This window comes from Pseudomonas sp. OE 28.3 (assembly GCF_014268205.2).
In the GTDB taxonomy this organism is placed as follows: domain Bacteria; phylum Pseudomonadota; class Gammaproteobacteria; order Pseudomonadales; family Pseudomonadaceae; genus Aquipseudomonas; species Aquipseudomonas edaphica.
This window is the reverse complement of record NZ_CP077082.1, coordinates 3,855,968-3,877,203: the sequence shown is the minus strand read 5'-3', so window position 1 is coordinate 3,877,203 and position 21,236 is coordinate 3,855,968. Positions and strand designations below refer to the sequence as shown.

Below are 21,236 nucleotides of genomic sequence, written 5' to 3'. Positions count from 1 at the left end.
CCATGAAAGCACTGCAATTTTCCGCCACCGGCGACCTCGCCGCCCTCAGTTTCGTTGAAGTCGACAAGCCGCTGCCGGCTGCCGGTGAAGTGTTGGTCCAGGTTAAAGCGGCGGGTTTGAACCCCAGCGACGTTAAAAACGTACTTGGCCGGTTTCCCTACACGACGTTGCCGCGTATTCCCGGCCGGGACTTTGCCGGTGTGGTGGTGGAAGGCCCGCAGCAACTGATTGGCCAGGCAGTGTGGGGCACCGGCCGTGACCTCGGCTTTTTTGCCGATGGCTCCCACGCGCAGTACCTCACGGTGTCGGCGAAAGGCGTGGCGCATAAACCGACGCATCTAAGCTTTGCCCAGGCTGCCAGCCTCGGTGTGCCGTACACCACCGCCTGGGATGCGCTGGAGCGCAGCGGTGTCGGCAAAGGCACGCGGCTGCTGGTGATTGGCGCCAATGGTGCTGTAGGCAGCGCGGCGTTGGCGCTGGCGAAAATTCGCGGTGCGCAGGTGCTGGCGGCGGTGCGCAAAGCGGATCAGGTCGAGGCGTTGCAGGCGCAGGGCTTCGACGCGATTGCCCTGGGCCAACCGGACGCATTGGGCGGGCAGGTGAATGCGGTGTTCAAGGGCGGCGCCGATGTGATCTTCGACACCACCGGTTTCTGGCTGCCGGCGGCTGTCGCCGGTTTGGCCCCGTTCGGCCGCATCGCGATTATCGCGGCGCCGGTTGATGGGCATGTGCAGCTGCCGGCGCTGGCGTTGTACCGCAAGGGCGGCTCGGTGGTGGGCATCAATTCATTGCTCTACAACTGCGAGCAATGTGCGGTGATGCTGGAGCAGTTTGGGCGGTTTTTTGATGAGGGTTCGCTACCGTTGCCGACAGGGTTGCGTGAGGTGGCGTTGGCAGATGGGGTGCAGTGCTACGAGGAAGTCAACAAAGGCAGCGCGGACAAGGTCATCTTCCTGCCTTAATGCGGTTAAAAAGTGTGGGAGCTGGCTTGCCTGCGATGGCGGTCTGTCAGTCAGAGAACTATCGACTGATCCACCGCTATCGCAGGCAAGCCAGCTCCCACATTTTGATCTTCACTGGGTTTGAGGACTGTTTTTGATCGGACGTTTCCCACAAAGGTTTCAGGTTGTCGCTCGGAAGCGGGCTGACTAACCTCACTGCCGTCGCTGCCAATTCAGCGGCCGGATTTGACCGTCCGACTTGTTAACGAATCGCTACGCCCTGTACCAACCTCAGGCGTTTTTTTTATGCCTGAGGTATTGTGTCGCGGCAGTTGTGCGCGGGATACCTTTGGGTATGCCGGGTTCGTTGACAACCGGTCGGTCAACCCGCGTACAGCTGCCACCTTATCCTTGCTTGACCGCGAGCGTTGGCAGCTTCACTTGTCGACGGAGTTCCACCATGATCAAAGACAGCCCCAACCCCCCAGTCCATCAAGACTACGACACCAGCACCCTGCACGAAGTCGCCTACCGCGCGATCAACCACTATCTCAACCCCGGCAAACCCATTCCTGAACCCAGCGAAGGCATCTTCACCGTGCGCGCAGACTTGGGTACGGAAACCTTGCTGGTCAATGCTTCCCAGGATCTGGCTTCCATCAGTGATATCGCCAACCACCTCGCGTTTGAAATCGAGGGTTCGCAACGCAATGTCGCGCTGGGTATCTGCCGAATGCTGGAAGGTGTGCAACTGCTAGTCGACAAGGCGCTGAATGTAGCCCACCCCGTAGCTTGAATGGGGGGCTAAGATCGTTCCCACGCTCTGCGTGGGAATGCATCCAGTGACGCTCCGCGTCACCTTGCATCCTCTATGGCGGGACGCGGAGCGTCCGGGGCGGCATTCCCACGCGGAGCGTGGGAACGATCTCAACATAAGGTCGCGCTGGGTATCTGTCGGATGCTGGAAGGTTTGCAACTGCTGGTCGACAAGGCGCTGAATGTAGCCCACCCCGTGACTTAAAAGTGTGGGAGCTGGCTTGCCTGCGATGGCGGTCTGTCAGTCAGAGAGTTATTGACTGACCCATCGCTATCGCAGGCAAGCCAGCTCCCACATTTTGATTTTTACTAGGCTTCAGGGACGCCTTTTTCCCAGGCCGACCAGTTCTTCAGGATCGCCTGTACCAGCGGATTGCCCGTGCGGTACAGGTTCTCCAACGCCGGTACAAACCCACCCTGGTCCGCATACTTCAGCAAGTTGTCCACCTCGCTGTAGCCCGGATACGGCCGGTCGAAATCGGAACCGGCGCGTACCACGGCCAAGCGCTGAATATCCACCAACCCTTCACGGCTGGCGCGCAGCAAGGCTTCATAGGTGGAGTTGTCTTCCTGCTGGGTGGTGCAGTATTCGCCTTTATTGTCGGTGAGCAACTTGGTCCAGACCTCGGCGCGTTCGCTCAGGCGTGTGCCGGAGAACCAGGTGTTGCCCGCCAAAGTGTCGCAGCGTGTGACTTGCGGCGGCTGGTTGGCCGGCGCGGCCGGGTAGTGTTTACGCCAGGCGCTGGATTCCTTGCTTTCGCTCAGCTCTACCTTTTGCGACAGGGCAAACGCCTTGGCCTGCAACTTCGGGTTCAGCTCGAATACTTCGGTCTTGTAGTCCAACGGTGGTTTTTCGTTGGGGCCTTTGGTGTTGATGCCGATGTAACCGGTTGGCCAGTCTTTAGGCGCATCGCGCGAATCCAGCTCCCATTGGGTGCCGAACTCCACCAGGTAATGCGCCCAGGCGGCGGTGCCGATGGTTCCGTGTTTAGGGCTGATGCCGGCGATCCCGGCAATCAGGAAGTAGCTCTGGCGCAGGTCGAACTTGGGCGACAACGCCAGGGCCAGTGTGGACGCGGCGGCGTTGGTCTGGCCCATGCCGGTCACCAGCAGGCACACGTCCTGGGTGTTGCAGCGGATCACCGGGTATTCGGCCGACAGGCCTGGCACACGGACTTCCTGCTTGAGTTCCAGGCGGTCGATCCAGGTTTGCGCCTCGGGGGCGAACATGGTGATCAGCATCACTTTGGGTTTGATCGGCGCCGCAGCATCGGCCAGCACCACGTGGGGCAAAAAGGCCAGGCCGATGGCCATCGAGAGACGGGTAAGCATGTTCATCTATAGCTCCTTGATCAGAATTGGTAACCGACACCGGCGTAGTAGCCCCAGCCATCCGAGCGGGCGCGGAAGTTGCCTTCGCCAAAATTCAGCTCGCTGCCATCCTCCCAGTTGCCGCCGTTGTGGAAGTAACGACCGACCAGGGTGAAGCGCAGGTGGGTGAACGAATACAACAGCACGTTGGTGGCCACCAATGAATTGGCGGTGCGCGCCGGGTTGTCCTTGTGCAAGTCCGAGCCGAAATCGTAGTTGGTAAAGCCGATGTAGGTCAGCGAGGCACCGTTATCGAAGCTGCTGATGGGCACGATGTATTTCATTTGCGCACGATAGCCGTCCCACGAGTATTCGTTGCTCGCGCCGTAGTTTTCCCATTGGTAACGCCCATAGAAGTTGGCCGACAGGTTGACCCGCGAATGAGTGTCGATGTCGGTGCCCAGGCCGCTGTACAAGGTGTTGGCGCGGTTGGACTTGTTACTGCCGTGGTCGTAGATCCAGTCAAAGGCTACATACCATTCCTTGAACGGACCGATGGCCAAACTGCGGCCGGCCAGGTAGTCGATGGAGATACGCGGCTCATGCTCCATAAATACCGGCGAACCATGGTCCCACGCGCCTTTGTCATTACTGTTACCGATGCCGAGGATTTTCGGCACGTCGATATAGCCATACAGCTCGAACGGGCCTTTGCGGCCGAAATACTCGTATTCCAGGTACACATCATCCTGCGGCTTGGGGCCGAAGCTGATGTCTTTGCTGCCGATCAGGGTCAGGTCCTGGTTGAACCAGTCCGACATGTACACGCCTTTTTTTACCGGGCTGGCTTCCGGGCTTTTGGTTTCAGGGCTGAGGGTTTCGCCCTGTGCTGAGTCATCGGTGGGTTTTTGCTGCGCCAAAATGGGTGCGCTGAGTACTCCCGTAACGGCGGCCAGTAGCAAGGAAACACCAAAACAAGCGGGACGCCTTGAGGTGAGGTGCATTGAAAATCCCTATTCTTACGCGGTTGGAACCCGTTTCTGCGGGTAGTGGTGAACTTGGCGGCCAAGTTCGTTCCGCAAACGTTTGCACGTGGCGTACCAACTTTGCTCAAAGGGTTGAGCAGTATGGAAAAAACAGGGATTAGTCGACCTTTTGGTCAAAATTGGCTGGGTGTCAATTTCTCGATTCGGTTGAATAAATGCATCGCGGTTTCGCGTCGATACTCGCTCGGCGTCTGGTGCATCTCGATGCGAAAGTGCCGGTTGAAGTTGGACAGGTTGGCGTAGCCCACTTCAAAGCAGATGTCCGCCACTGACATGTCGCTTTGCAGCAACAGGCGGCAGGCGCGTTGCACGCGGAACTTGCGCATCAGGTCTATAAACCCGTGACCGGTGTTGCGTTTGAAGAAGCGTGAGAAGCCGGGTTCGCTCATCTGCAGTTGCTGGGCGATGACCGAGAGGCGCAAGTCGCCGGTCAGCTCGCGCATCAGGTAATCGAAGGCTTTGTTAATGCGTTCGGCGCTGCGCGCATCCAGGGTTGGCGCGTAGCAGGGGCTGGCCAGCGCCTTTACCTGCGGCTGGGGTGCATTTTTTAGCGTGTCGAGCAGTTGCAGGAACAGGATCAACCGTTGCAGGCCTTGGGCGTTGCCGATGGCTTCCATCAACCCGGCTGCCTGTACAGCGGTCTGGCCAGTAAATTCAAGGCCGCGCCGGGCCTGTTCGAACAGCGGTTGCAAGTCGCCGAGTTCCGGCAGGGTTTTGCGCAGCGCGAGCAGGGCGGCGCCGTCGAATTGCAGCACCACGTCGCGGCCAGTCAGGTATTCGCCAGGGGCCAGGTCGCCGATCCAGTCGTGGGGCAGGTCGGGGCCGATCAGCGCCACATGCCCGGCGCTGAACGCACCGATATAGTCGCCCGCTACCAACTTGCCACTGCCTTGGCGGATCAGGTGGATCTCAAACTCGGGGTGGTGGTTCCAGCGCGCCAGGTCATACGGGTAGTCATGTTCGAACCAGCGAAAACAGTGGTCCGGCTCGGGCAGGATCACTTCGAGTTCGGCGGGGCGATGTTCGAATAGTTTGTCGCGGCTGACGGGCACGGTAATGCCTCTTATACATTGGATAACGCCAAAATACGCGTACCGGCAATCAGTGCGCTACCCCAGGTTTTGCCCGGCACTGATACTTTTTTGACTTTCAAGTGCGGGTTAAAAAAGTATCAGCAGCGCATTCGCCATTCGTTTGTGAGGCCTTGACCAAGCTGCTGTAATCGCAACTCAACAACAAAAACAACAGGTGGATACCGCCATGCTCAAGCTCCCACACGCGCTGTTCCTGCTGACTGGCCTGGCGCTGGCCATGCCCAGCTACGCCGCCGACACCGTGACCATCGCCACAGTCAACAACAGTGACATGATCCGCATGCAGCGCCTGTCCAAGGTGTTCGAGCAGCAGCACCCGGACATCAAGCTCAATTGGGTGGTGCTCGAAGAAAACGTGCTGCGCCAACGCCTCACCACCGATATCGCCACCCAGGGCGGGCAATTCGATGTGCTGACCATCGGCACCTACGAGACGCCATTGTGGGGCGCCAAACACTGGCTGGAACCGCTGACCGAACTGCCTGCCAACTATGACGCCGAGGATATTTTCCCTTCGGTGCGCCAAGGCTTGTCGGTCAACAACACCCTGTACGCGTTGCCGTTTTATGGTGAAAGCACGGTCACCTACTACCGCACCGACTTGTTCAAGCAAGCGGGGCTGAGCATGCCTGCGCACCCGACCTGGACTCAGCTCGGTGAGTTTGCCGCCAAACTCACGGTAAAAGATAAAGACCAATACGGCATGTGCCTGCGTGGCAAAGCGGGTTGGGGCGAGAACATCGCCTTGTTGAGCACCATGGCCAACGCTTTTGGCGCACGCTGGTTCGACGAACAGTGGAAGCCGCAGCTGACCAGCCCTGAATGGACGGCCGCCGCCAACTATTACGTCAACACCCTGAAAAACTACGGCCCGCCAGGCGTCTCCAGCAACGGCTTCAACGAAACCCTGGCGCTGTTCAACAGCGGCAAGTGCGCGATCTGGGTGGATGCCAGCGTCGCCGGCTCGTTCACCACCGACAAAACCCAGAGCAAAGTGGCCGACAGTGTAGGGTTTGCCGCCGCGCCGACCGAAGTCACCGACAAAGGCTCCTCCTGGCTCTATGCCTGGTCCCTGGCCATCCCGGCCACGTCCAAACACAAGGACGCCGCCAAGGCCTTTATTGCCTGGGCCACCTCCAAGGACTACATCCAACTGGTCGCCGACAAAGAAGGCATCACCAACGTACCACCGGGCACTCGCCAGTCCACCTACAGCGAGGCTTACCTGAAGGCCGCGCCGTTTGCCCAGGTGACGCTGGAAATGATGAAACACGCCGACCCTGCGCACCCGTCGGCCCAGCCGGTGCCGTATGTGGGCATTCAGTACGTGACCATCCCGGAGTTCCAGGCCATCGGCACCTCGGTGGGCAAGCTGTTCTCGGCGGCGCTTACCGGCGGCATGACGGTTGACCAGGCGCTGCTTGAGGCTCAGTCCACCACCGAACGCGAAATGAAACGCGCCGGTTACCCTAAGTAAACAGGACTTCCTTATGAAACGACTCGAAGGTAAAAGCGCGCTGATCACCGGATCGGCGCGCGGTATTGGCCGCGTCTTTGCCCAGGCTTATATCGCTGAAGGCGCAACGGTTGCCATTGCCGATATCAACCTGCAACGCGCGCAGGCCACAGCCGCCGAACTGGGGCCACTGGCTTACGCGGTCGCGATGGACGTCACGGATCAAGCCTCCATCGACGGCGCGATTGCCACCGTGGTGGCCCATGCCGGCAAACTCGATATCCTGATCAACAACGCCGCACTGTTCGACTTGGCGCCCATCGTCGATATCACTCGCGACAGCTTTGACCGGCTGTTTTCGATCAACGTCGGCGGCACGTTGTTCACCTTGCAGGCCGCGGCCCGCCAGATGATCCGCCAGGGCCACGGCGGCAAGATCATCAACATGGCCAGCCAGGCGGGGCGGCGCGGCGAGGCATTGGTGGCGGTGTATTGTGCGACCAAGGCGGCGGTGATCAGCCTCACGCAGTCGGCGGGTTTGAACCTGATCAAGCAGGGTATCAACGTCAATGCCATCGCGCCGGGCGTGGTGGATGGCGAGCACTGGGATGGCGTGGATGCGCTGTTTGCCAGGCATGAAGGGCTGGCGCCTGGCGAGAAGAAACAAAGGGTTGGGGCCGAAGTGCCGTTCGGGCGCATGGGCACGGCTGAGGATTTGACCGGCATGGCGATCTTCCTGGCCTCCAAAGATGCCGATTACATCGTGGCCCAGACCTACAACGTCGACGGCGGTAACTGGATGAACTAGGTCAAGTGTGGGCCTGGCTTGCCTGCGATGGCGGTCTATCAGTTGCAGTCTTGCTGCCTGACCCACCGCTTTCGCAGGCAAGCCAGCTCCCACCTTTGATCTTTGAGCTTCTTGGACGGCAACACTGTGCTCAAAAAAGTAAACAAAGTGTTTGTGGAGGCAGCCGTCCCTCATGTCTACTTTTACCTGCACCTCACAGGAGTGCCGCCATGCCCCTTGCGAAAACTGCCATTGCCTCATTCGACGTCGACCCTCAAAAGAGTTTCACGCCGCTGTGCCCCAATGAACTGCCGGTGGCCGGTGGCGACCAGATCGGTGCCGAACTCAACTACATGGCCAGTCTTGCCGGTTACCGTGTCGGCAGCAAAGACGCACATACCCCGCAAGCACCGTGGGTGGTCACGCAACCTGGCGACATGCTCAAACCCACCGGCCTTGAGCATGCCGACCTTACCTGGCTCAGTCATTGTGTGCCGGGCACTGAAGGCTTCACCTTGCTCGACGAATTACCCACCCCGTATGACTACGACTACTTCATCTGGAAGGGCGTTGAACCCGACCTGCATCCCTATGGCGCCTGTTACCACGACCTGCACGACAAGCTGTCCACGGGGGTTATCGAGTACCTCAAGGCCCAGGGCGTGCGTCGCGTGATCGTGGGTGGCCTGGCCCTGGACTTCTGCGTCAAGACCACCGCCTTGCAACTGCTCAAGGCTGGCTTGGAAGTGGTTCTGCACCTGCCGGCGTGCCGAGGCATCAGCGAGGCGGGTGGTGCGGCGGCGGTAGAGGAGTTGCTCAATGCCGGTGCAGTCATCAGCCGTAGTCGCGAAGAGCTGAGCGCGATGGCCACGCGCTAACTGCAGGCCCGGTAACGTGCTGTGCCGGTGTTTCGCGGCTAGAGCGGTAGTTCTGCGCGTTAAAAAATGAGACGCGTCCTACATCACTCGCTGGGAGTTACTGATTACCCTCTACGCTTTTGCACAAGCGGCCTTGTCTGGCCGGGGGGCGCTATCGCGTGAGGGAGTCAACTGCAAACCGTGTTGCCCGGTTCCTGCCGGAATTTATGCTTATGGTCGTTGTAAGCCTGCTTTCAGGCGGGGCCGCTACCTTTCTGGCGAGCACCACCTATTTGCGCCGCCTTGGCCCGGCGATGCAAACCGGATGTACCGTTGCGCTGTTGCTGGGCTTGATGATTTTATCTGGCCTTGGCCATTGGATGCTGGCACGCGGGCGCGTTGCGTCCTCTGGATGGCAGACGGGCTATTTTGTCCTCTGCTTGATAGTGGTGACACCGACCATTCAATACCGGCCCCACGCGCTGGCTTATCTGTTGGGGGTTGTGTTTCCACTGCTGGGAATACTTCTGCTAAACACTTACCGCTATCACGACATGCGACTGAAACTGGCAAACATTCGCTGCCCGTAGCTCCCGCGCAGTCACGCGGGAGCACACCAGGCCTGCCCGCTACCGCTCGATCGAGCGGCTCCACCGCGCATTCCACTCCGGCCGCGCCTGGTTCACCTGGTCCCAATCAATCGAAATCGCTGTCTGCAAGTAACCTTGCATGGCCTCCACCCGCGCGCGGGTTTTGTCGGTGGTCGGCGTAGTCGGATTCGACGGGATCTGGTCACCTTCTTCCAGCGCCGGCGCCTGGGCTTGGGCGGTCAGCAAGAAGGCCGCAAGTTTCTGTGCCAGTTCCGGCTGGTCATTACGCGCAATGACACACTCGGCCACGTTGAGCACCACTGCGCCTTCCTTGGGCTGGGCGTATTCCATCGGGATGCCGAGCAATTGCTGCGTGGTCACTTGAGTCGGGGTGAGCGGGAAGATCGCCGCTTCGTCGGTCTGTACCATCTCGGAAATCTTCGCGGAACTGGCGATGTACTCCAGCACGTTGGGGCCGATGGTTTTTGGCCAGGCCTTGAAGCCCGGCTCCACGTTGGTCTCGGAGCCGCCCTGGATGCGGTTGAACATCAAGAAGCCGTGCAGGCCGAAGGTGGAGGAGGCCAGGGACTGGAACACCACCTTGTCCTTGAATCGCGGATCGGCCAGGTCCATCCATGAGGTGGGCGCGGCCCAGCCTTTTTCCTTGAACATCTTGGCGTTGTAGCCCAGGCCCGTGACGCCCAGGGTCACGGCGACCGCTTCATCCTTGATTTTGGCCTTGGCCGGGATCTGGTCCAGGGTCGGGTTGGGTGTGAGTTTTCCGCACAGGCCCATGGAAATGGCGCGGTACATGATGCCGTCGTCGAGGAACATCACGTGCATCTGCGGGTTGTCTTTGTTGGCCTGGACCTTGGCGAGGATGTCCGACGAGGTGCCGGGCACAATCACCACCTTGACGTTATTGGCCTTCTCGAACGCGGGCAGCACCTTGTCGGCGTACACCCGTTCCATGGTGCCGCCGTTCATGCCCAGGTACAGCGTCGGCGCGGCATGGGCGGTGGCGGTGAGCAAGGCGAGGGGCAAGCAGGACAGCGCGATACGTGGGTTCATGGGGTTTTTCCTCTCAGGCTTGGAAACGACGAATGGAAAACGCTTCGATGGGTTGGCGGCTGGCGCCTGTGCAGACGATCTCTGCCAGGGCTTCACCGACGGCGGGGCCGAGCTGGAACCCGGCGCCGGCAAAGCCGAAGCCGTGGAGCAGGCCAGGTTGGGTGCTGCTGGGACCGATCACCGGTTCATGATCGGGCAAGTAACCTTCGGTGCCGCTCCAGGTACGAATCGCCTGGGCACCCTTGAGAAACGGGTACAGTTCGCCGGCATTGCGCAGAATCTCCAAAACTGCCGCTTGCCCAGGGCGCGCCGTCAGCGGGCCAAGGGCAAAACCACGGCCGCCGCCGAGGATGCAATTGCCACGGGCGACTTGGCGCGCATAAATCCCGCCGCCTTCAACGCCGGTGCTCACGTTCATCACCACCGGCAGCGGCTCGGTCACCAGCATCGCCGGGTGTGCCGAGGTGATCGGCACCGGCTCGCCAAATTGCGCGGCGAGCGTGCCGGCCCAAGCGCCCGCGCAGTTCAGCAACCACGGCGCGTGCAGGTGCAGGCCATTGGCGCAGCGCACCTCAAAGCACTGGCCGTCATGTTCGATCTGAGTCACTTCGGCCTGCTCGTGCACCGCCGCGCCAAGGCGCTGCGCCGCACGGGCGAAAGCGGGCGACACCAGGCGCGGGTTGGCATGCCCGTCTTCAGGGCACAGCGAGGCGCCCACCGCGATATCCCCGACCCAAGGGAAGCGAGCGCGCAGTTCGGTGTAATCCAACAACTGCAAGCCCAGGCCAAAGCCACGGGTCTGTTCGGCATAGGCTTGCAGCGCGGCGAAATCCCCATGGCTGCGCGCCAGTTTCAAATGCCCGGACCGCACATACTCGCCGTCGATGCCGATCAACCCCGGCAGGTCGGCCCACAGTTCATGGGCGCGTTGTGACAGTGGCAGTTGATGCAAGGGGCGGCCCTGGCGGCGCACACCGCCGTAATTCACGCCGCTGGAGTGCGAGCCACAAAAGTCTCGCTCCACCAAGGCCACACGCTGGCCTTTTTGCGCGAGCATCAACGCCGCCGAGGCGCCGACGATGCCGCCACCCAACACGATCACGTCGATCATGGCTGCACCTGCACACCAAACGGCAGCGGCTTGATCGGCGCCTGACCGCGCAGGCGGCCAACGTCTTGTATGGCGCGACCGCTGCGTTCGGCCACAACCTCTGCTGCCGCCAGCCCACACATGCGGCCCTGGCAGCGGCCCATGCCGACCCGGCAATGGGCTTTGACCCGGTTGATTTCCCAGTGGCCTTCATCGACGACGGCGCGTACGTCGCCGACGCTGACTTCTTCGCAGCGGCACAGGATTAACTCATCCGGCGCCTGTGCAGCCCATTGCTCGGGGAAAGGGAACGCAGTTTCCAGCCCATGGCGAAAGCGCTGGATACCCGCCAGTTGCTGCTCAAGCAGCGTTGGGCGAAGCGGATCGATGGCAATGCCTGAATCTTCCAGGACCGCCAACGCCGCACGTTCACCGGCCATCTGCGCGGCATCGGCGCCCATGATCCCGGCCCCGTCACCGGCCAGGTACACGCTGCTGACGCTGCTGCGCCCGGCACTGTCGCGCTGTGGCAGCCAGGCGCGATTCAAGCTGTTCCAGGCAAATTCACAGCCGAGCAAATCCGCCAGTTGCGTCTCGCTGCGCAGCGCATGGGCGAACGCCACGGCATCGCATTCCACTACGTGCTTATCCCAGCGGATGCCACGCACCCGTTGCTCGCCGTCGATTTGCTGGAGCGTCGCGCCCTGATACACGGGAACCCCATGGGCAGTGAGCCAGGCACGGTAATAAATGCCTTTGGCCAGGGTCGCCGGTTGCCCCAGCAGCGCCGGCAAAGCACGGCACTGGGCACTGAACGGCGCGCTGTCGAGCACCGCCACCACCTTGGCCCCGGCCTTGGCGTATTGGTACGCGACCAGATACAGCAACGGCCCGCTGCCACACAACGCCACGCGCTCTCCGATGGCGCAGCCCTGATATTTCAACGCGATTTGCGCAGCGCCAAGGCTGTAGACACCAGGCAAGGTCCAGCCGGGCACCGGCAGAATGCGGTCGGTGGCGCCGGTGGCGACGATAATCTGCGCGTACTCCACGCTTTCGGCGTAGCCGTTAGTCAGCATATCCAGGCGACCGTCCTCGGCATTCCACACCAGGGTTTCGGGCCGGTAGTCGATCAGCGGCGCCAACTCATCCAGTGTGCGGTGTACGGCCGTAGCCTTGCCCGCCTCAAAGCCATACAGCTGCTTGGCCGAGCGCTGAAAATTAGCCGGTTGGCGCCGGTAAATCTGCCCGCCGCCGCGCAGGCTTTCATCCACCAGGCAAGGCTTGACGCCATGGTCGAGTAAGGTGCGCGCCGCGCTGATGCCCGCCGGGCCTGCGCCCACAATCACGATCGGTTTCATGCCTGACGCCCCGGATCGCGGCTGATCGCCTGGCCCTCTTGCAGCAGCGTCGAGCAAGCCCGCACACGGCGCCCATCCTCCAGCCGCACCCAGCAGTCCTGGCACGCGCCCATCAGGCAGAAACCGGCGCGGCGTTCGGCGCTGAAATCGCTGCCGCGCAGGTGCTCGGCGCAGGTCAATATGGCGGTGAGCAACGTGTCGCCCAGCAAACCGGTGGCCGGTTGCCCGTCGAGGGTGAAGGCCAGGGCAGGGCGCCGGGTTTCGGCCAAGCGTTTGAACAAGGCCATCAATGTTTCCCCACCAGTACGCGGTCCAGGCCATACACCCGGTCGAGCAGGATCATGGTGGCTGCGGTGAGTGCAATGACCAGCGCCGAGACCGCCGCCATCATCGGGTCGATGGACTCGGTGGCGTACACGTACATGCGCACCGGCAGGGTTTGCGTGGCTGGCGAGCTGACAAAAATAGACAGCGTCACTTCATCGAAACTGTTGATGAACGCCAGCAACCAGCCGCCGGCCACGCCCGGCAGAATCATCGGTAAGGTGATTTGACGGAACAGCGTGAAGCGCCCGGCACCCAGCGATTCGGCGGCTTGCTCGGCACTGCGATCAATCCCGATGGCCGCCGCCAGCACCAGGCGCAGCACATACGGCGTGATGATCACCACGTGCGCCAGCATCAGCCAGGTGAAGCTGCCATTGACGCCCATCAGCGCAAACAGGCGCAGCATCGCCACGCCCAGCACCAGGTGCGGAATGATGATAGGCGAGAGGAACAACGCACTGAAAAAGTTGCGCCCCGGGAACTGATAGCGGCTGATCGCCAAGGCGGCGGGCACTGCAATCAACGTGGCCAAGGTGGCGGCGGTAAACGCCAGGATCAGGCTGTTGTAGAACGCCTGGATAAAGTCGGCACGCTCGAACACCGCGCGAAACCAGCGCAGCGAAAAGCCCGAGGTGGGCAGGCTCAAGGTGTTTTCCGGGGTGAAGGCCACCAGGCACACCACCACCAGCGGCGCCATCATGAACAGCACCACCACACCATGAAAACCGAGGGCCAAAGGACCGTTTCTGGACATGCGCTTAAACCCCCAGGGACTTTTTGTAGCGGCCTTCGACCATGCGGTTCCAGCTCAGCATGATCAGCAAATTGACCAACAGCAGCACCACCGCAATGGTCGCGCCCATGGGCCAGTTGAGTTCCGAGAGGTACTGGTCGTACACCACGGTGGCGACCATTTTCAGGCGGCGTCCGCCGAGCAGGCCGGGGATCGCAAACGAACTGGCGGCCAAGCCGAACACGATCAAGGTGCCGGACAGCACGCCCGGCATCACTTGCGGCAATACGATCTTGCGCATCACCGTGGCCTGGCTTGCGCCCAGCGACAACGCCGCCTGTTCCGCCGACGGGTCGAGCTTTTGCAGCGAGGTCCATACCGGGATGATCATGAACGGCAGCATCACGTGCACCAAGGCGATCACCACGGCGAACGGCGTGTACAGCAGCTTCACCGGGCGCCCGCCGAGGAATTGGATGACTTGGTTGACCAGCCCATCGGCGCCGAGCAACAAGCTCCAGCCGAAGGCGCGCACCACCACCGAAATCAGCAGCGGCGTGAGGATCAAAATCAAAAAGATTGAGCGCCACGGCGTGCCCATACGGCTGAGGATGTAGGCTTCGGGTACGCCGATCACCACGCACAGCAGGGTCACCAGGGCGCTGATCCAGAAGGTGCGCCAGAAGATCTCGTAGAAGTACGCATCGCTGAACAGCGACAGGTAGTGGGCAAAGGTCCACTCACCAGCCTTCACGCCCACCTGGTAGTCGAACACGTTGAACGACAGCACCAGGGTCATGAGCAGCGGCAGGATCAGCAGGCCGCTGAACAGCAGCAGCGCCGGCAGCGATAACAGATAACCGCGGCTCATGCGCGCACCTCATCGGCCGCCAGCACACGCAGCAATTCGGCGTGCCAGTCCAGGCCCACCGGCGCGCCGCAGCCGAGCGGCGCGCTGCCGTCATTGCTGCGTACCACGGTAATTTCGCCCAGAGACGTTTGGATGCGGTAGAGCCATTGGCTGCCGAAGAAATAACTGTCGAGTACCTTGCCCTGCAGGCGGCCTGCGCCGGCATCCACCAGCTGGATTTTTTCCGGGCGCAGGCTCAGGACCAGTTCGCCTTTGCCGCCGACAAGACGCACTTGCGCAGTGCCGAATTCGTCATAGTCACCGGCCAGCAGGTTGGCCTTGCCGACAAAGTCCGAGATAAACCGCGTACGTGGGTGTTCGTAGAGCTTGTAGGGCGCGTCGATCTGGGTCACGCGCCCGGCCTGCATCACCACCACGCGGTCGCTGATCGACAGCGCTTCGGCCTGATCGTGGGTGACCATCAAGGTGGTGATGCCCACGGCGCACTGGATGCGGCGGATTTCAAACTGCATTTCTTCGCGCAGGTTGGCATCGAGGTTGGACAGTGGCTCATCGAGCAGCAGCACGGGCGGCTCGATCACCAGCGCACGCGCCAGGGCCACACGTTGGCGCTGGCCGCCGGACAATTCACGCGGGTAGCGCTCGGCGTGCGGGGCCAGGCGCACCAGTTCCAACACGGTTTTGACTTTGCTGGCGATTTCGGCGGCCGGCACTTTGCGCATCTTCAGGCCGAAGGCCACGTTGTCACGCACGCTCATGTGCGGGAACAACGCATAGCTCTGGAATACCACGCCCAAGCCACGGCTGGCGGGTTTGGCGTGGGTGATGTCGCGGCCGTCGAGCAGGATCTGCCCGCCGCTCACGTCCACAAAACCGGCGATCATTTGCAGCGTGGTGGTTTTGCCGCAGCCCGAAGGGCCGAGCAGGGAAACGAACTCGCCTTTTTCCACCGCAAGGTCGGTGGCGACCACAGCGTCGACGGCGCCGTAGCGTTTGCTCAAGGCGTTGAGTTGGAGAAAAGCCATGTCTGCGTTCCACCTTTTTTGAGACGCGTCGAAACGCGCTTTTTTGTTTTGGGCAGATGCGAAAAGAGTGTTGCGGGTGCGTTGGCGCTCGATCTCACGTCGGCTGCTCGTTGTTGTTCATTTCGCCCCTGTGGACGCAGATTAGGACGAAGACTAGGATGGGCGGAAGATGGAATTTCACTGAACGGACTATTATTTTCAATTTTATTCATTCAACAGAATGTATACCGAGATTAAGTGTTATGGATTCCACTGAGCGGAATGAAAACGGTAAGGAAGTCGGCGCGGGGAGCGTCTCTCGGCTGTTTGCGTTATTGCGCACGTTGGGCGAAGTGCCCGAAGGCGGTGAGCGCGTGACTCAGCTCGCGCAGCAAGTCGGGCTGTCGCAACCCACCACGCACCGGCTGCTACGCAGCCTGATGGAGGAGGGCATGGTTGAGCAGGATGCGCGCAGTAAGCGCTATCGCCTGAGCCTGGAGTTCTTCGCCCTGGCGGCCAACGCGGGTAAGACTGGTAATTTGCGCGATCTGGTGCGCCCGAGCATGTTGCGCCTGAGTGCTTCATTGGGCGATTCGCTGTTTTTGCTGGCGCGCAGCGGCTTTGATGCGATCTGCCTGGACCGCAGCGAAGGGCCGTATCCGATTCGCACCTTCACTGGCGATATCGGCGGGCGCGTGGCGCTCGGCGTGGGGCAGGGCAGCCTGGCGATTCTGGCGTTCTTGCCGGAGGAGGAGCGTGAGACGGTGATTCGCTACAACCTGCCACGCCTCAAGGATTTTCACCTGTATGACGAGGTGTTGTTGCGCTCCGAGGTCGAGAATGTGCGGCGTCTGGGTTATGCGGCGCGTAACACCGGCGTGCTCGAAGGCATGGCCGGGTTGGCGGTGCCGATTCTGAATCGCGACGGGCACGCGGTGGCGGCGCTGAGTGTGGCGACCATCAGTGACCGCTTGGGGCCGAGCCGGTTGCCGATGGTGGTGGAGTTGCTCAAGCGCGAAGCGGCGGCGATCGGGCCACGGATCAACCCGTTTGATCCGACGTTGCGTCGGCCGTCGCAGACCTTTGGTGGCTAGCTCATCTCAACGCAATGAAGATCCGCTTTTGTGTGGGAGCTGGCTTGCCTGCGATGGCGGTAAACCAGTCGCCGAAGATGCAAGCTGCCAAATCGCAATCGCAGGCAAGCCAGCTCCCACAGGTTCAGGTTGCAGCTAACGCGACAAGTGTGTGGCCGCGCCGACGGTTTTTACCGCATCGGTTTGCGGATTATTGAAATACAGTTAATATAATCCGGGTAAAATAAATATCGCCCGGGTAATAATCAATGCCTATTCAAAATACAGCAGTCTGCACTGCCTTTGTCCGTCACCAACGCGTGGCAGCCGGCGCCTATTCCCAGGTGGCCGAAGCGCTGGCGGGCCTTGACCTGCCCACCGGCAGTTTCCTGGTCTTCGACGATGCCACCGGCACCCAGGTCGATTATCCGTGGCCTGCGGATTATGCGCCTGTCCAAGCGGCACCGGCCCAAGTCGATGAAGCCCCTCCCGCGACGCCTTCGGTCGGGCGTCCCAAGCTGGGCGTGGTTGCGCGGGAAGTCACTCTGCTGCCGCGCCACTGGGAATGGCTGGGCCAACAACGTGGCGGCGCGTCGGCAGCGTTACGCCGGTTGGTGGATGAAGCGCGCAATGTTCACGCAGCCCATGATCAAATGCGCCAGGCTAAAGAAGCCAGCTATCGTTTCATGAGCGCCCTCGGCGGTGACCTGCCAGGGTTTGAAGACGCGTCACGGGCGCTGTTTGCCCATGATGGTGCTGACTTTTCCCATAAGATCGCGCATTGGCCGGTAGACGTGCAGACGTACCTGGCCTGGCTATCACGCAATGCCTTTACCGCATAACAATAATTCAAGGATTCAAACCAGCATGGACGTCACCCCAAAGCGGCCGTTGTGGCAGATCTACCTGATGTTTTTGGCACCCATGGTGCTGTCCAACTTCCTGCAAAGCTTTTCCGGCACCCTCAACGGCATCTATGTCGGGCAGATGCTCGGCACCCAGGCGCTGGCGGCGGTGTCGGGGATGTTCCCCATCGTATTTTTCTTTATTGCGTTGGTGATCGGCCTGGGGGCGGGCGCTTCAGTGTTGATAGGGCAAGCCTGGGGCGCCCAGGAAACTGCGATGGTCAAGGTGATTACCGGCGCCACCCTGACACTTGGCGCGCTGGTGGGCTTGATCGCGGCAGTGCTGGGCAGCCTGTTCGCGCGCCCGGCGTTGCAGGCGTTGGGTACGCCAATCGATGTGCTCGACGACGCAGTGGGTTATGCCCAGATGATGATGTTGATCATGCCGCTGCTGCTGGTGTTTATCCTCTACACCCAGCTGTTACGGGGTGTGAGCGATACGGTTTCGCCGTTGCTGGCGTTGATGGTCTCGACCCTGGTCGGCCTGCTGCTGACCCCGGCGCTGATCCGTGGCTGGATCGGCTTGCCACCCATGGGGATTCAGAGTGCGGTGTATGCAGGCTTGGTGGGCAACGCGGCGGCCATGCTGTTTCTGATTTTGCGCCTGCGTCATAAAAGCCATGTGATGGCGCCGGACCGTGAACTGCTCGCGGCCTTGCGCCTGGACCGGGCCATCCTCGGCAAGGTCCTGCGCATCGGCTTGCCAACCGGCTTGCAGATGGTGGTGTTGTCGCTGTCGGAGCTGGTGATTCTGGCGCTGGTCAACGGTCACGGCTCACAAGCTACGGCGGCCTATGGCGCGGTGACGCAGATCGTCAACTATGTGCAGTTCCCGGCGCTGTCGATTGCGATCACGGCCTCGATCCTCGGTGCCCAGGCGATTGGTGCCGGGCGCCTGGAGCGTATCGGGCCGATCCTGCGCACCGGGCTTGTGATCAATCTGTGTCTCACCGGTGGCTTGATCCTGTTGGGTTACTTGTTGTCCCACTGGTTGCTGGGTTTGTTCATCACGGACGACGCGGCGCGGCTCAATGCCGAGCACCTGCTGCATATCATGCTGTGGAGCATCCTGGTATTCGGGTTCCAGGCGGTGATCGGCGGGATCATGCGCGCCAGCGGCGTGGTGTTGATGCCGGTGGCGATTTCGATCTTCTGTGTGCTGTGTGTCGAGTTGCCAATGGCGTATCTGTTCAACGCGCACTTCGGCCTGGAAGGCGTGTGGATGGCGTTTCCGGTGACCTACCTGGCGATGCTGGTGTTGCAGACCGCCTATTACCGCTTGGTGTGGCGCCACAAGCAGATCAAACGGCTGGTGTGACAGGTTGCTTCAGGCCTTGCAGTAACAGCTCCAGGCCCTGCAAACCTTCTTGCAGACGCACGTGTGGGTGTTCGTCACGGGCGATCCACAGGGCCGTGTTGACCAGGCTGCCATTGATCAACTGGGCCAGCGCGACGCTGGGGGCTTGCTGGATGACACCGGCCTGCATCATCGCCTCCAGCAACTGGCGCAGGGATTCCACGCATTGTTGCTGGGAGCCGGTATCACCGAGTACGGCAGGCGCATCCTGCAATACGATGCGTTGGATCTCGCCATCCTGGGCCATGCGCAAATAGGCGCGGCAGCGCTCACAAAAGCCGCTCCAGGGCTCCTGCGCCTGGTCGCTGATGCCTTGCAGGCGCGCGTCCATCTCCGCGTCGATCTCGGCGACCACCGCCGCCAATAAACCTTTCTTGTCGCCGAAGTGATGGTACAACGCACCGCGGGTGAGGCCGGCGCGCGCGGTAAAATCATCCATCGAAGTGTTGGCGTAGCCTTGGGTAGCGAAGGCTTGGCGAGCGCTGGCGATCAGCCGGGCACGGGTGGCGTCGATCATTTCGGTACGGACTCGGCTCATGGGTAAGGCTCGCGTTATCTCAGTGAGTGATTGACATACGCTGCGTATGTTACGCATGATTTGTCACATACGCACCGTATGTATTTTGCCTTGATACCTGCAAATCGCAAGTTTCAAGAGTTGAGGAAGAGGTTAAGCAGGATGGCAAATCCCTACGCCGAGTTATTCCAGGCCCCAGGCAGCCGGGCGTTTGTACTGGCGGGCATGCTTGCGCGCATGCCGATTTCGATGACCGGCATCGGCCTGATCACCATGCTCTCGCAAGTGCATGGCGGCTATGGCCTGGCAGGCTCGGTGGCGGCAGTGTTTGCCCTGGCGACGGCATTCTGCGCGCCGCAGGTGTCCCGCCTGGTGGACCGCTATGGCCAGGGTCGGGTGCTGCCGGTTGCGGCGCTGATCGGCGGCGGAGCGTTGTTGCTGCTGTTGCTGTGCACACGCTTGCAGGCGCCAGCCTGGACGCTGTTTGTGTTCGCCGCACTGGCTGGTTGCATGCCGAACATGTCGGCCATGGTACGGGCGCGCTGGACCGAGCTGTACCGCGGCCAGCCCAGGCTGCAAACCGCGTTTGCTCTGGAGTCGGTGCTTGATGAGGTGTGTTTTATTATTGGCCCGCCGATTTCGGTGGGGCTGTGCGTGGTGCTGTTCCCAGAAGCGGGTCCATTGGTGGCAGCGGTGCTGTTGGCGGTTGGCGTCACCACGTTTGTGCTGCAGCGCGCGACAGAACCGCCGGTGCATGCGCCGCAAGACCACCACGGGCGCTGGTTGATCGCTTCACCGTCGGTACTGATCCTGATGATCCTGCTGCTCGCCATGGGCGTGATCGTGGGTGTGGTGGACGTGGTCAGCGTAGCCTTTGCCCAACACCAGGGCCAACCGGCGGCGGCCAGTATCGTGCTGTCGGTGTATGCCATCGGCTCGTGCCTGGCGGGCTTGGCCTTTGGCATGCTCAAGCTCAAGGCGCCGTTGCCTCGGCAGTTTCTGTTTTGCGGCGTAGCCACTGCGTTGACCACATTACCGCTACTGCTGGTGACCAATATCCCCGGTCTGGCGGCGGCGATTTTTATCTCCGGGCTGTTCTTTGCCCCAACGTTGATCGTCTCCATGGCCCTGGTGGAGCAGGTGGTGCCGCCCAGCCGCCTGACTGAAGGCATGACCTGGCTGATCACCGGCCTGAGCATCGGCGTGGCCATTGGTGCCGCCAGCTCCGGTTGGATGATCGACCACTTTGGCGCTGCCAGCGGGTTCTGGGTGGCATTGGCGGCCGGGGCGGTGGTGTTGGGTTCAGCCGCGTTTGGGTATCGGCGGTTGGGGCGTCAGCCTACCGCCGGGAGTGGTTCTACGCAGTGATGTTGCAGAAACTCATTCAGCGCCTGCCGCGTCAGGTCATTGAGCGTTACTTTCTTGCGGGTCGCCGCCAGGGCCGCCGCCAAATGCAGGTCGTGGCCGACGCGTACGTTGAATGAACCCTTGCAAGGTTTCTCCGGGGTTTGCCCCAGCGCCTGGCAGGTTACGAGGTAGTCATCCACGGCCTCACGGAACGCCGCGTCCAGCTCGGCGACGGTTTTGCCTTCGTAGCTCACCAGTGCCTTGATGAACAGCACCTTGCCGAACAGGCAGTTGTCTTCGAGGCTGGCTTCGATAGAGCCGATGTAGCCTTGGTGTTTCAGTTGGTTGTCCACTGAATCAGTTCTCCTGATTTCAATTGTTCGATGATCTGGCGCCGAATGTAGTGTTTCAGTTCGTTGCCGGGATGGGGCCTGTGCAAGGTGATCATTGCACTGGGGTTGCCGATATCGAATTTTACGCGGCTTCCAGCCCCTTCAATCTGTCTGTAGCCGAGCTGGTGCAGCAGCGTTACCAGCTCAGGCCAGGTAAAAGCCATGTGCTCATTGAGCAGTTTGGCGAGCAGCTTTTCATTTTTGGACACGGCGTTCCCTGCGTGTAACTAAATGTAGTTGCAAAAAGTGGTGTTCGTCAATGCTAGCCTGAGTTTGCGAGCCTTGGCTGA

23 protein-coding genes are annotated in these 21,236 nt (G+C 61.0%); 10 read left to right on the top strand and 13 right to left on the bottom strand.

Going from position 1 to position 21,236, the window contains the following annotated elements; genetic code table 11:
- The first annotated feature begins 2 nt into the window (after nucleotides 1-2).
- Together HU759_RS17220 and HU759_RS17215 are read left to right on the top strand one after the other, a co-directional pair.
- Nucleotides 3-962, top strand: coding sequence for a zinc-binding alcohol dehydrogenase family protein (locus HU759_RS17220; protein ID WP_186617715.1), 960 nt, complete (start codon nucleotides 3-5; stop codon nucleotides 960-962).
- Nucleotides 963-1,401: 439 nt separating this feature from the next.
- On the top strand, nucleotides 1,402-1,737 hold the full coding sequence (locus HU759_RS17215; protein WP_017139614.1) for a DUF6124 family protein: 336 nt from the start codon (nucleotides 1,402-1,404) through the stop codon (nucleotides 1,735-1,737).
- Between the two features lie 329 nt (nucleotides 1,738-2,066).
- Here the strand turns inward: HU759_RS17215 and HU759_RS17210 are convergent, their stop codons facing one another.
- The 3 genes from HU759_RS17210 to HU759_RS17200 form a co-directional block, all read right to left on the bottom strand.
- Nucleotides 2,067-3,095 (bottom strand): purine nucleoside permease, encoded by a 1,029-nt coding sequence (locus HU759_RS17210; RefSeq protein WP_017139613.1) that lies wholly within the window; start codon nucleotides 3,093-3,095, stop codon nucleotides 2,067-2,069.
- A gap of 14 nt (nucleotides 3,096-3,109) precedes the next feature.
- Entirely contained in the window at nucleotides 3,110-4,072 is a 963-nt protein-coding gene (locus tag HU759_RS17205; RefSeq protein ID WP_017139612.1) for a nucleoside-specific channel-forming protein Tsx, read from the bottom strand.
- 155 nt (nucleotides 4,073-4,227) lie between these two features.
- Nucleotides 4,228-5,166 (bottom strand): AraC family transcriptional regulator, encoded by a 939-nt coding sequence (locus HU759_RS17200; RefSeq protein ID WP_186617717.1) that lies wholly within the window; start codon nucleotides 5,164-5,166, stop codon nucleotides 4,228-4,230.
- A gap of 208 nt (nucleotides 5,167-5,374) precedes the next feature.
- Here HU759_RS17200 and HU759_RS17195 point away from each other — a divergent pair, with 208 nt between their 5' ends.
- The 4 genes from HU759_RS17195 to HU759_RS17180 all read left to right on the top strand — a co-directional run bounded on the left by HU759_RS17195 (nucleotide 5,375) and on the right by HU759_RS17180 (nucleotide 8,898).
- Nucleotides 5,375-6,685 (top strand): sugar ABC transporter substrate-binding protein, encoded by a 1,311-nt coding sequence (locus tag HU759_RS17195; RefSeq protein WP_017139610.1) that lies wholly within the window; start codon nucleotides 5,375-5,377, stop codon nucleotides 6,683-6,685.
- Nucleotides 6,686-6,698: 13 nt separating this feature from the next.
- Nucleotides 6,699-7,472: an L-iditol 2-dehydrogenase gene (locus HU759_RS17190; protein ID WP_017139609.1), complete on the top strand. Its 774-nt coding sequence runs from the start codon at nucleotides 6,699-6,701 to the stop codon at nucleotides 7,470-7,472.
- Nucleotides 7,473-7,681: 209 nt separating this feature from the next.
- Nucleotides 7,682-8,329, top strand: coding sequence for a nicotinamidase (locus HU759_RS17185; protein WP_017139608.1), 648 nt, complete (start codon nucleotides 7,682-7,684; stop codon nucleotides 8,327-8,329).
- A 212-nt stretch (nucleotides 8,330-8,541) separates the two neighbouring features.
- Entirely contained in the window at nucleotides 8,542-8,898 is a 357-nt protein-coding gene (locus HU759_RS17180; protein ID WP_169986377.1) for a hypothetical protein, read from the top strand.
- 39 nt (nucleotides 8,899-8,937) lie between these two features.
- Here HU759_RS17180 and HU759_RS17175 read toward each other — a convergent pair whose 3' ends face one another.
- From HU759_RS17175 to HU759_RS17145, 7 genes are read right to left on the bottom strand one after another with little or no spacing between them, the layout of a single operon-like run.
- Nucleotides 8,938-9,969 (bottom strand): ABC transporter substrate-binding protein, encoded by a 1,032-nt coding sequence (locus tag HU759_RS17175; RefSeq protein ID WP_186617719.1) that lies wholly within the window; start codon nucleotides 9,967-9,969, stop codon nucleotides 8,938-8,940.
- 13 nt (nucleotides 9,970-9,982) lie between these two features.
- Complete coding sequence (locus HU759_RS17170) at nucleotides 9,983-11,080, bottom strand: FAD-dependent oxidoreductase (protein ID WP_186617721.1); 1,098 nt, start codon at nucleotides 11,078-11,080, stop codon at nucleotides 9,983-9,985.
- Nucleotides 11,077-12,420 carry an FAD/NAD(P)-binding oxidoreductase gene (locus HU759_RS17165; RefSeq protein ID WP_186617723.1) on the bottom strand — a complete coding sequence of 448 codons (1,344 nt, stop codon included), beginning with the start codon at nucleotides 12,418-12,420 and terminating at the stop codon, nucleotides 11,077-11,079. The genes HU759_RS17170 and HU759_RS17165 overlap by 4 nt, the downstream gene beginning before the upstream one ends.
- Entirely contained in the window at nucleotides 12,417-12,707 is a 291-nt protein-coding gene (locus HU759_RS17160; protein ID WP_017139603.1) for a (2Fe-2S)-binding protein, read from the bottom strand. The genes HU759_RS17165 and HU759_RS17160 overlap by 4 nt, the downstream gene beginning before the upstream one ends.
- Entirely contained in the window at nucleotides 12,707-13,501 is a 795-nt protein-coding gene (locus HU759_RS17155) for an ABC transporter permease (protein WP_017139602.1), read from the bottom strand. The genes HU759_RS17160 and HU759_RS17155 overlap by 1 nt, the downstream gene beginning before the upstream one ends.
- A 4-nt stretch (nucleotides 13,502-13,505) precedes the next feature.
- Nucleotides 13,506-14,351 carry an ABC transporter permease gene (locus tag HU759_RS17150; RefSeq protein ID WP_099549279.1) on the bottom strand — a complete coding sequence of 282 codons (846 nt, stop codon included), beginning with the start codon at nucleotides 14,349-14,351 and terminating at the stop codon, nucleotides 13,506-13,508.
- Nucleotides 14,348-15,376, bottom strand: a complete 1,029-nt coding sequence (locus HU759_RS17145) for an ABC transporter ATP-binding protein (protein WP_017139600.1) — start codon at nucleotides 15,374-15,376, stop codon at nucleotides 14,348-14,350. The genes HU759_RS17150 and HU759_RS17145 overlap by 4 nt, the downstream gene beginning before the upstream one ends.
- Before the next feature lie 242 nt (nucleotides 15,377-15,618).
- Between HU759_RS17145 and HU759_RS17140 the strand changes: the two genes are divergently transcribed.
- The 3 genes from HU759_RS17140 (at nucleotide 15,619) to HU759_RS17130 (ending at nucleotide 18,651) form a co-directional block, all read left to right on the top strand.
- On the top strand, nucleotides 15,619-16,449 hold the full coding sequence (locus tag HU759_RS17140; protein WP_186617725.1) for an IclR family transcriptional regulator: 831 nt from the start codon (nucleotides 15,619-15,621) through the stop codon (nucleotides 16,447-16,449).
- A gap of 248 nt (nucleotides 16,450-16,697) precedes the next feature.
- Nucleotides 16,698-17,270 carry a DUF2239 family protein gene (locus HU759_RS17135; RefSeq protein ID WP_169986371.1) on the top strand — a complete coding sequence of 191 codons (573 nt, stop codon included), beginning with the start codon at nucleotides 16,698-16,700 and terminating at the stop codon, nucleotides 17,268-17,270.
- Nucleotides 17,271-17,295: 25 nt separating this feature from the next.
- Complete coding sequence (locus tag HU759_RS17130) at nucleotides 17,296-18,651, top strand: MATE family efflux transporter (RefSeq protein WP_186617727.1); 1,356 nt, start codon at nucleotides 17,296-17,298, stop codon at nucleotides 18,649-18,651.
- On the opposite strand, the gene HU759_RS17125 is transcribed toward HU759_RS17130, so the two are convergent.
- Nucleotides 18,635-19,228: a TetR/AcrR family transcriptional regulator gene (locus tag HU759_RS17125; RefSeq protein WP_138451557.1), complete on the bottom strand. Its 594-nt coding sequence runs from the start codon at nucleotides 19,226-19,228 to the stop codon at nucleotides 18,635-18,637. The genes HU759_RS17130 and HU759_RS17125 overlap by 17 nt on opposite strands.
- A 141-nt stretch (nucleotides 19,229-19,369) precedes the next feature.
- Here HU759_RS17125 and HU759_RS17120 point away from each other — a divergent pair, with 141 nt between their 5' ends.
- Nucleotides 19,370-20,575 carry an MFS transporter gene (locus HU759_RS17120; RefSeq protein WP_170039688.1) on the top strand — a complete coding sequence of 402 codons (1,206 nt, stop codon included), beginning with the start codon at nucleotides 19,370-19,372 and terminating at the stop codon, nucleotides 20,573-20,575.
- On the opposite strand, the gene HU759_RS17115 is transcribed toward HU759_RS17120, so the two are convergent.
- Both HU759_RS17115 and HU759_RS17110 read right to left on the bottom strand, forming a co-directional pair.
- Nucleotides 20,542-20,907: a type II toxin-antitoxin system HicB family antitoxin gene (locus tag HU759_RS17115; RefSeq protein ID WP_170039686.1), complete on the bottom strand. Its 366-nt coding sequence runs from the start codon at nucleotides 20,905-20,907 to the stop codon at nucleotides 20,542-20,544. The two genes, HU759_RS17120 and HU759_RS17115, sit on opposite strands and share 34 nt — an antisense overlap.
- Nucleotides 20,892-21,155, bottom strand: a complete 264-nt coding sequence (locus tag HU759_RS17110; RefSeq protein WP_017139593.1) for a type II toxin-antitoxin system HicA family toxin — start codon at nucleotides 21,153-21,155, stop codon at nucleotides 20,892-20,894. The genes HU759_RS17115 and HU759_RS17110 overlap by 16 nt, the downstream gene beginning before the upstream one ends.
- Nucleotides 21,156-21,236 lie beyond the last annotated feature (81 nt).

Excerpts from the sequence above, each read along its gene's own strand:
- HU759_RS17205 (WP_017139612.1), bottom strand. The coding sequence starts at position 4,072 with ATGCACCTCACCTCAAGGCGTCCCGCTTGTTTTGGTGTTTCCTTGCTA.
- HU759_RS17125 (WP_138451557.1), bottom strand. The coding sequence starts at position 19,228 with ATGAGCCGAGTCCGTACCGAAATGATCGACGCCACCCGTGCCCGGCTG.
- HU759_RS17135 (WP_169986371.1), top strand. The coding sequence starts at position 16,698 with ATGCCTATTCAAAATACAGCAGTCTGCACTGCCTTTGTCCGTCACCAA.
- HU759_RS17130 (WP_186617727.1), top strand. The coding sequence starts at position 17,296 with ATGGACGTCACCCCAAAGCGGCCGTTGTGGCAGATCTACCTGATGTTT.
- HU759_RS17175 (WP_186617719.1), bottom strand. The coding sequence starts at position 9,969 with ATGAACCCACGTATCGCGCTGTCCTGCTTGCCCCTCGCCTTGCTCACC.
- HU759_RS17215 (WP_017139614.1), top strand. The coding sequence starts at position 1,402 with ATGATCAAAGACAGCCCCAACCCCCCAGTCCATCAAGACTACGACACC.
- HU759_RS17160 (WP_017139603.1), bottom strand. The coding sequence starts at position 12,707 with ATGGCCTTGTTCAAACGCTTGGCCGAAACCCGGCGCCCTGCCCTGGCC.
- HU759_RS17185 (WP_017139608.1), top strand. The coding sequence starts at position 7,682 with ATGCCCCTTGCGAAAACTGCCATTGCCTCATTCGACGTCGACCCTCAA.
- HU759_RS17140 (WP_186617725.1), top strand. The coding sequence starts at position 15,619 with ATGGATTCCACTGAGCGGAATGAAAACGGTAAGGAAGTCGGCGCGGGG.
- HU759_RS17155 (WP_017139602.1), bottom strand. The coding sequence starts at position 13,501 with ATGTCCAGAAACGGTCCTTTGGCCCTCGGTTTTCATGGTGTGGTGGTG.
- HU759_RS17165 (WP_186617723.1), bottom strand. The coding sequence starts at position 12,420 with ATGAAACCGATCGTGATTGTGGGCGCAGGCCCGGCGGGCATCAGCGCG.
- HU759_RS17170 (WP_186617721.1), bottom strand. The coding sequence starts at position 11,080 with ATGATCGACGTGATCGTGTTGGGTGGCGGCATCGTCGGCGCCTCGGCG.
- HU759_RS17210 (WP_017139613.1), bottom strand. The coding sequence starts at position 3,095 with ATGAACATGCTTACCCGTCTCTCGATGGCCATCGGCCTGGCCTTTTTG.
- HU759_RS17120 (WP_170039688.1), top strand. The coding sequence starts at position 19,370 with ATGGCAAATCCCTACGCCGAGTTATTCCAGGCCCCAGGCAGCCGGGCG.
- HU759_RS17150 (WP_099549279.1), bottom strand. The coding sequence starts at position 14,351 with ATGAGCCGCGGTTATCTGTTATCGCTGCCGGCGCTGCTGCTGTTCAGC.
- HU759_RS17190 (WP_017139609.1), top strand. The coding sequence starts at position 6,699 with ATGAAACGACTCGAAGGTAAAAGCGCGCTGATCACCGGATCGGCGCGC.
- HU759_RS17180 (WP_169986377.1), top strand. The coding sequence starts at position 8,542 with ATGGTCGTTGTAAGCCTGCTTTCAGGCGGGGCCGCTACCTTTCTGGCG.
- HU759_RS17145 (WP_017139600.1), bottom strand. The coding sequence starts at position 15,376 with ATGGCTTTTCTCCAACTCAACGCCTTGAGCAAACGCTACGGCGCCGTC.
- HU759_RS17195 (WP_017139610.1), top strand. The coding sequence starts at position 5,375 with ATGCTCAAGCTCCCACACGCGCTGTTCCTGCTGACTGGCCTGGCGCTG.
- HU759_RS17220 (WP_186617715.1), top strand. The coding sequence starts at position 3 with ATGAAAGCACTGCAATTTTCCGCCACCGGCGACCTCGCCGCCCTCAGT.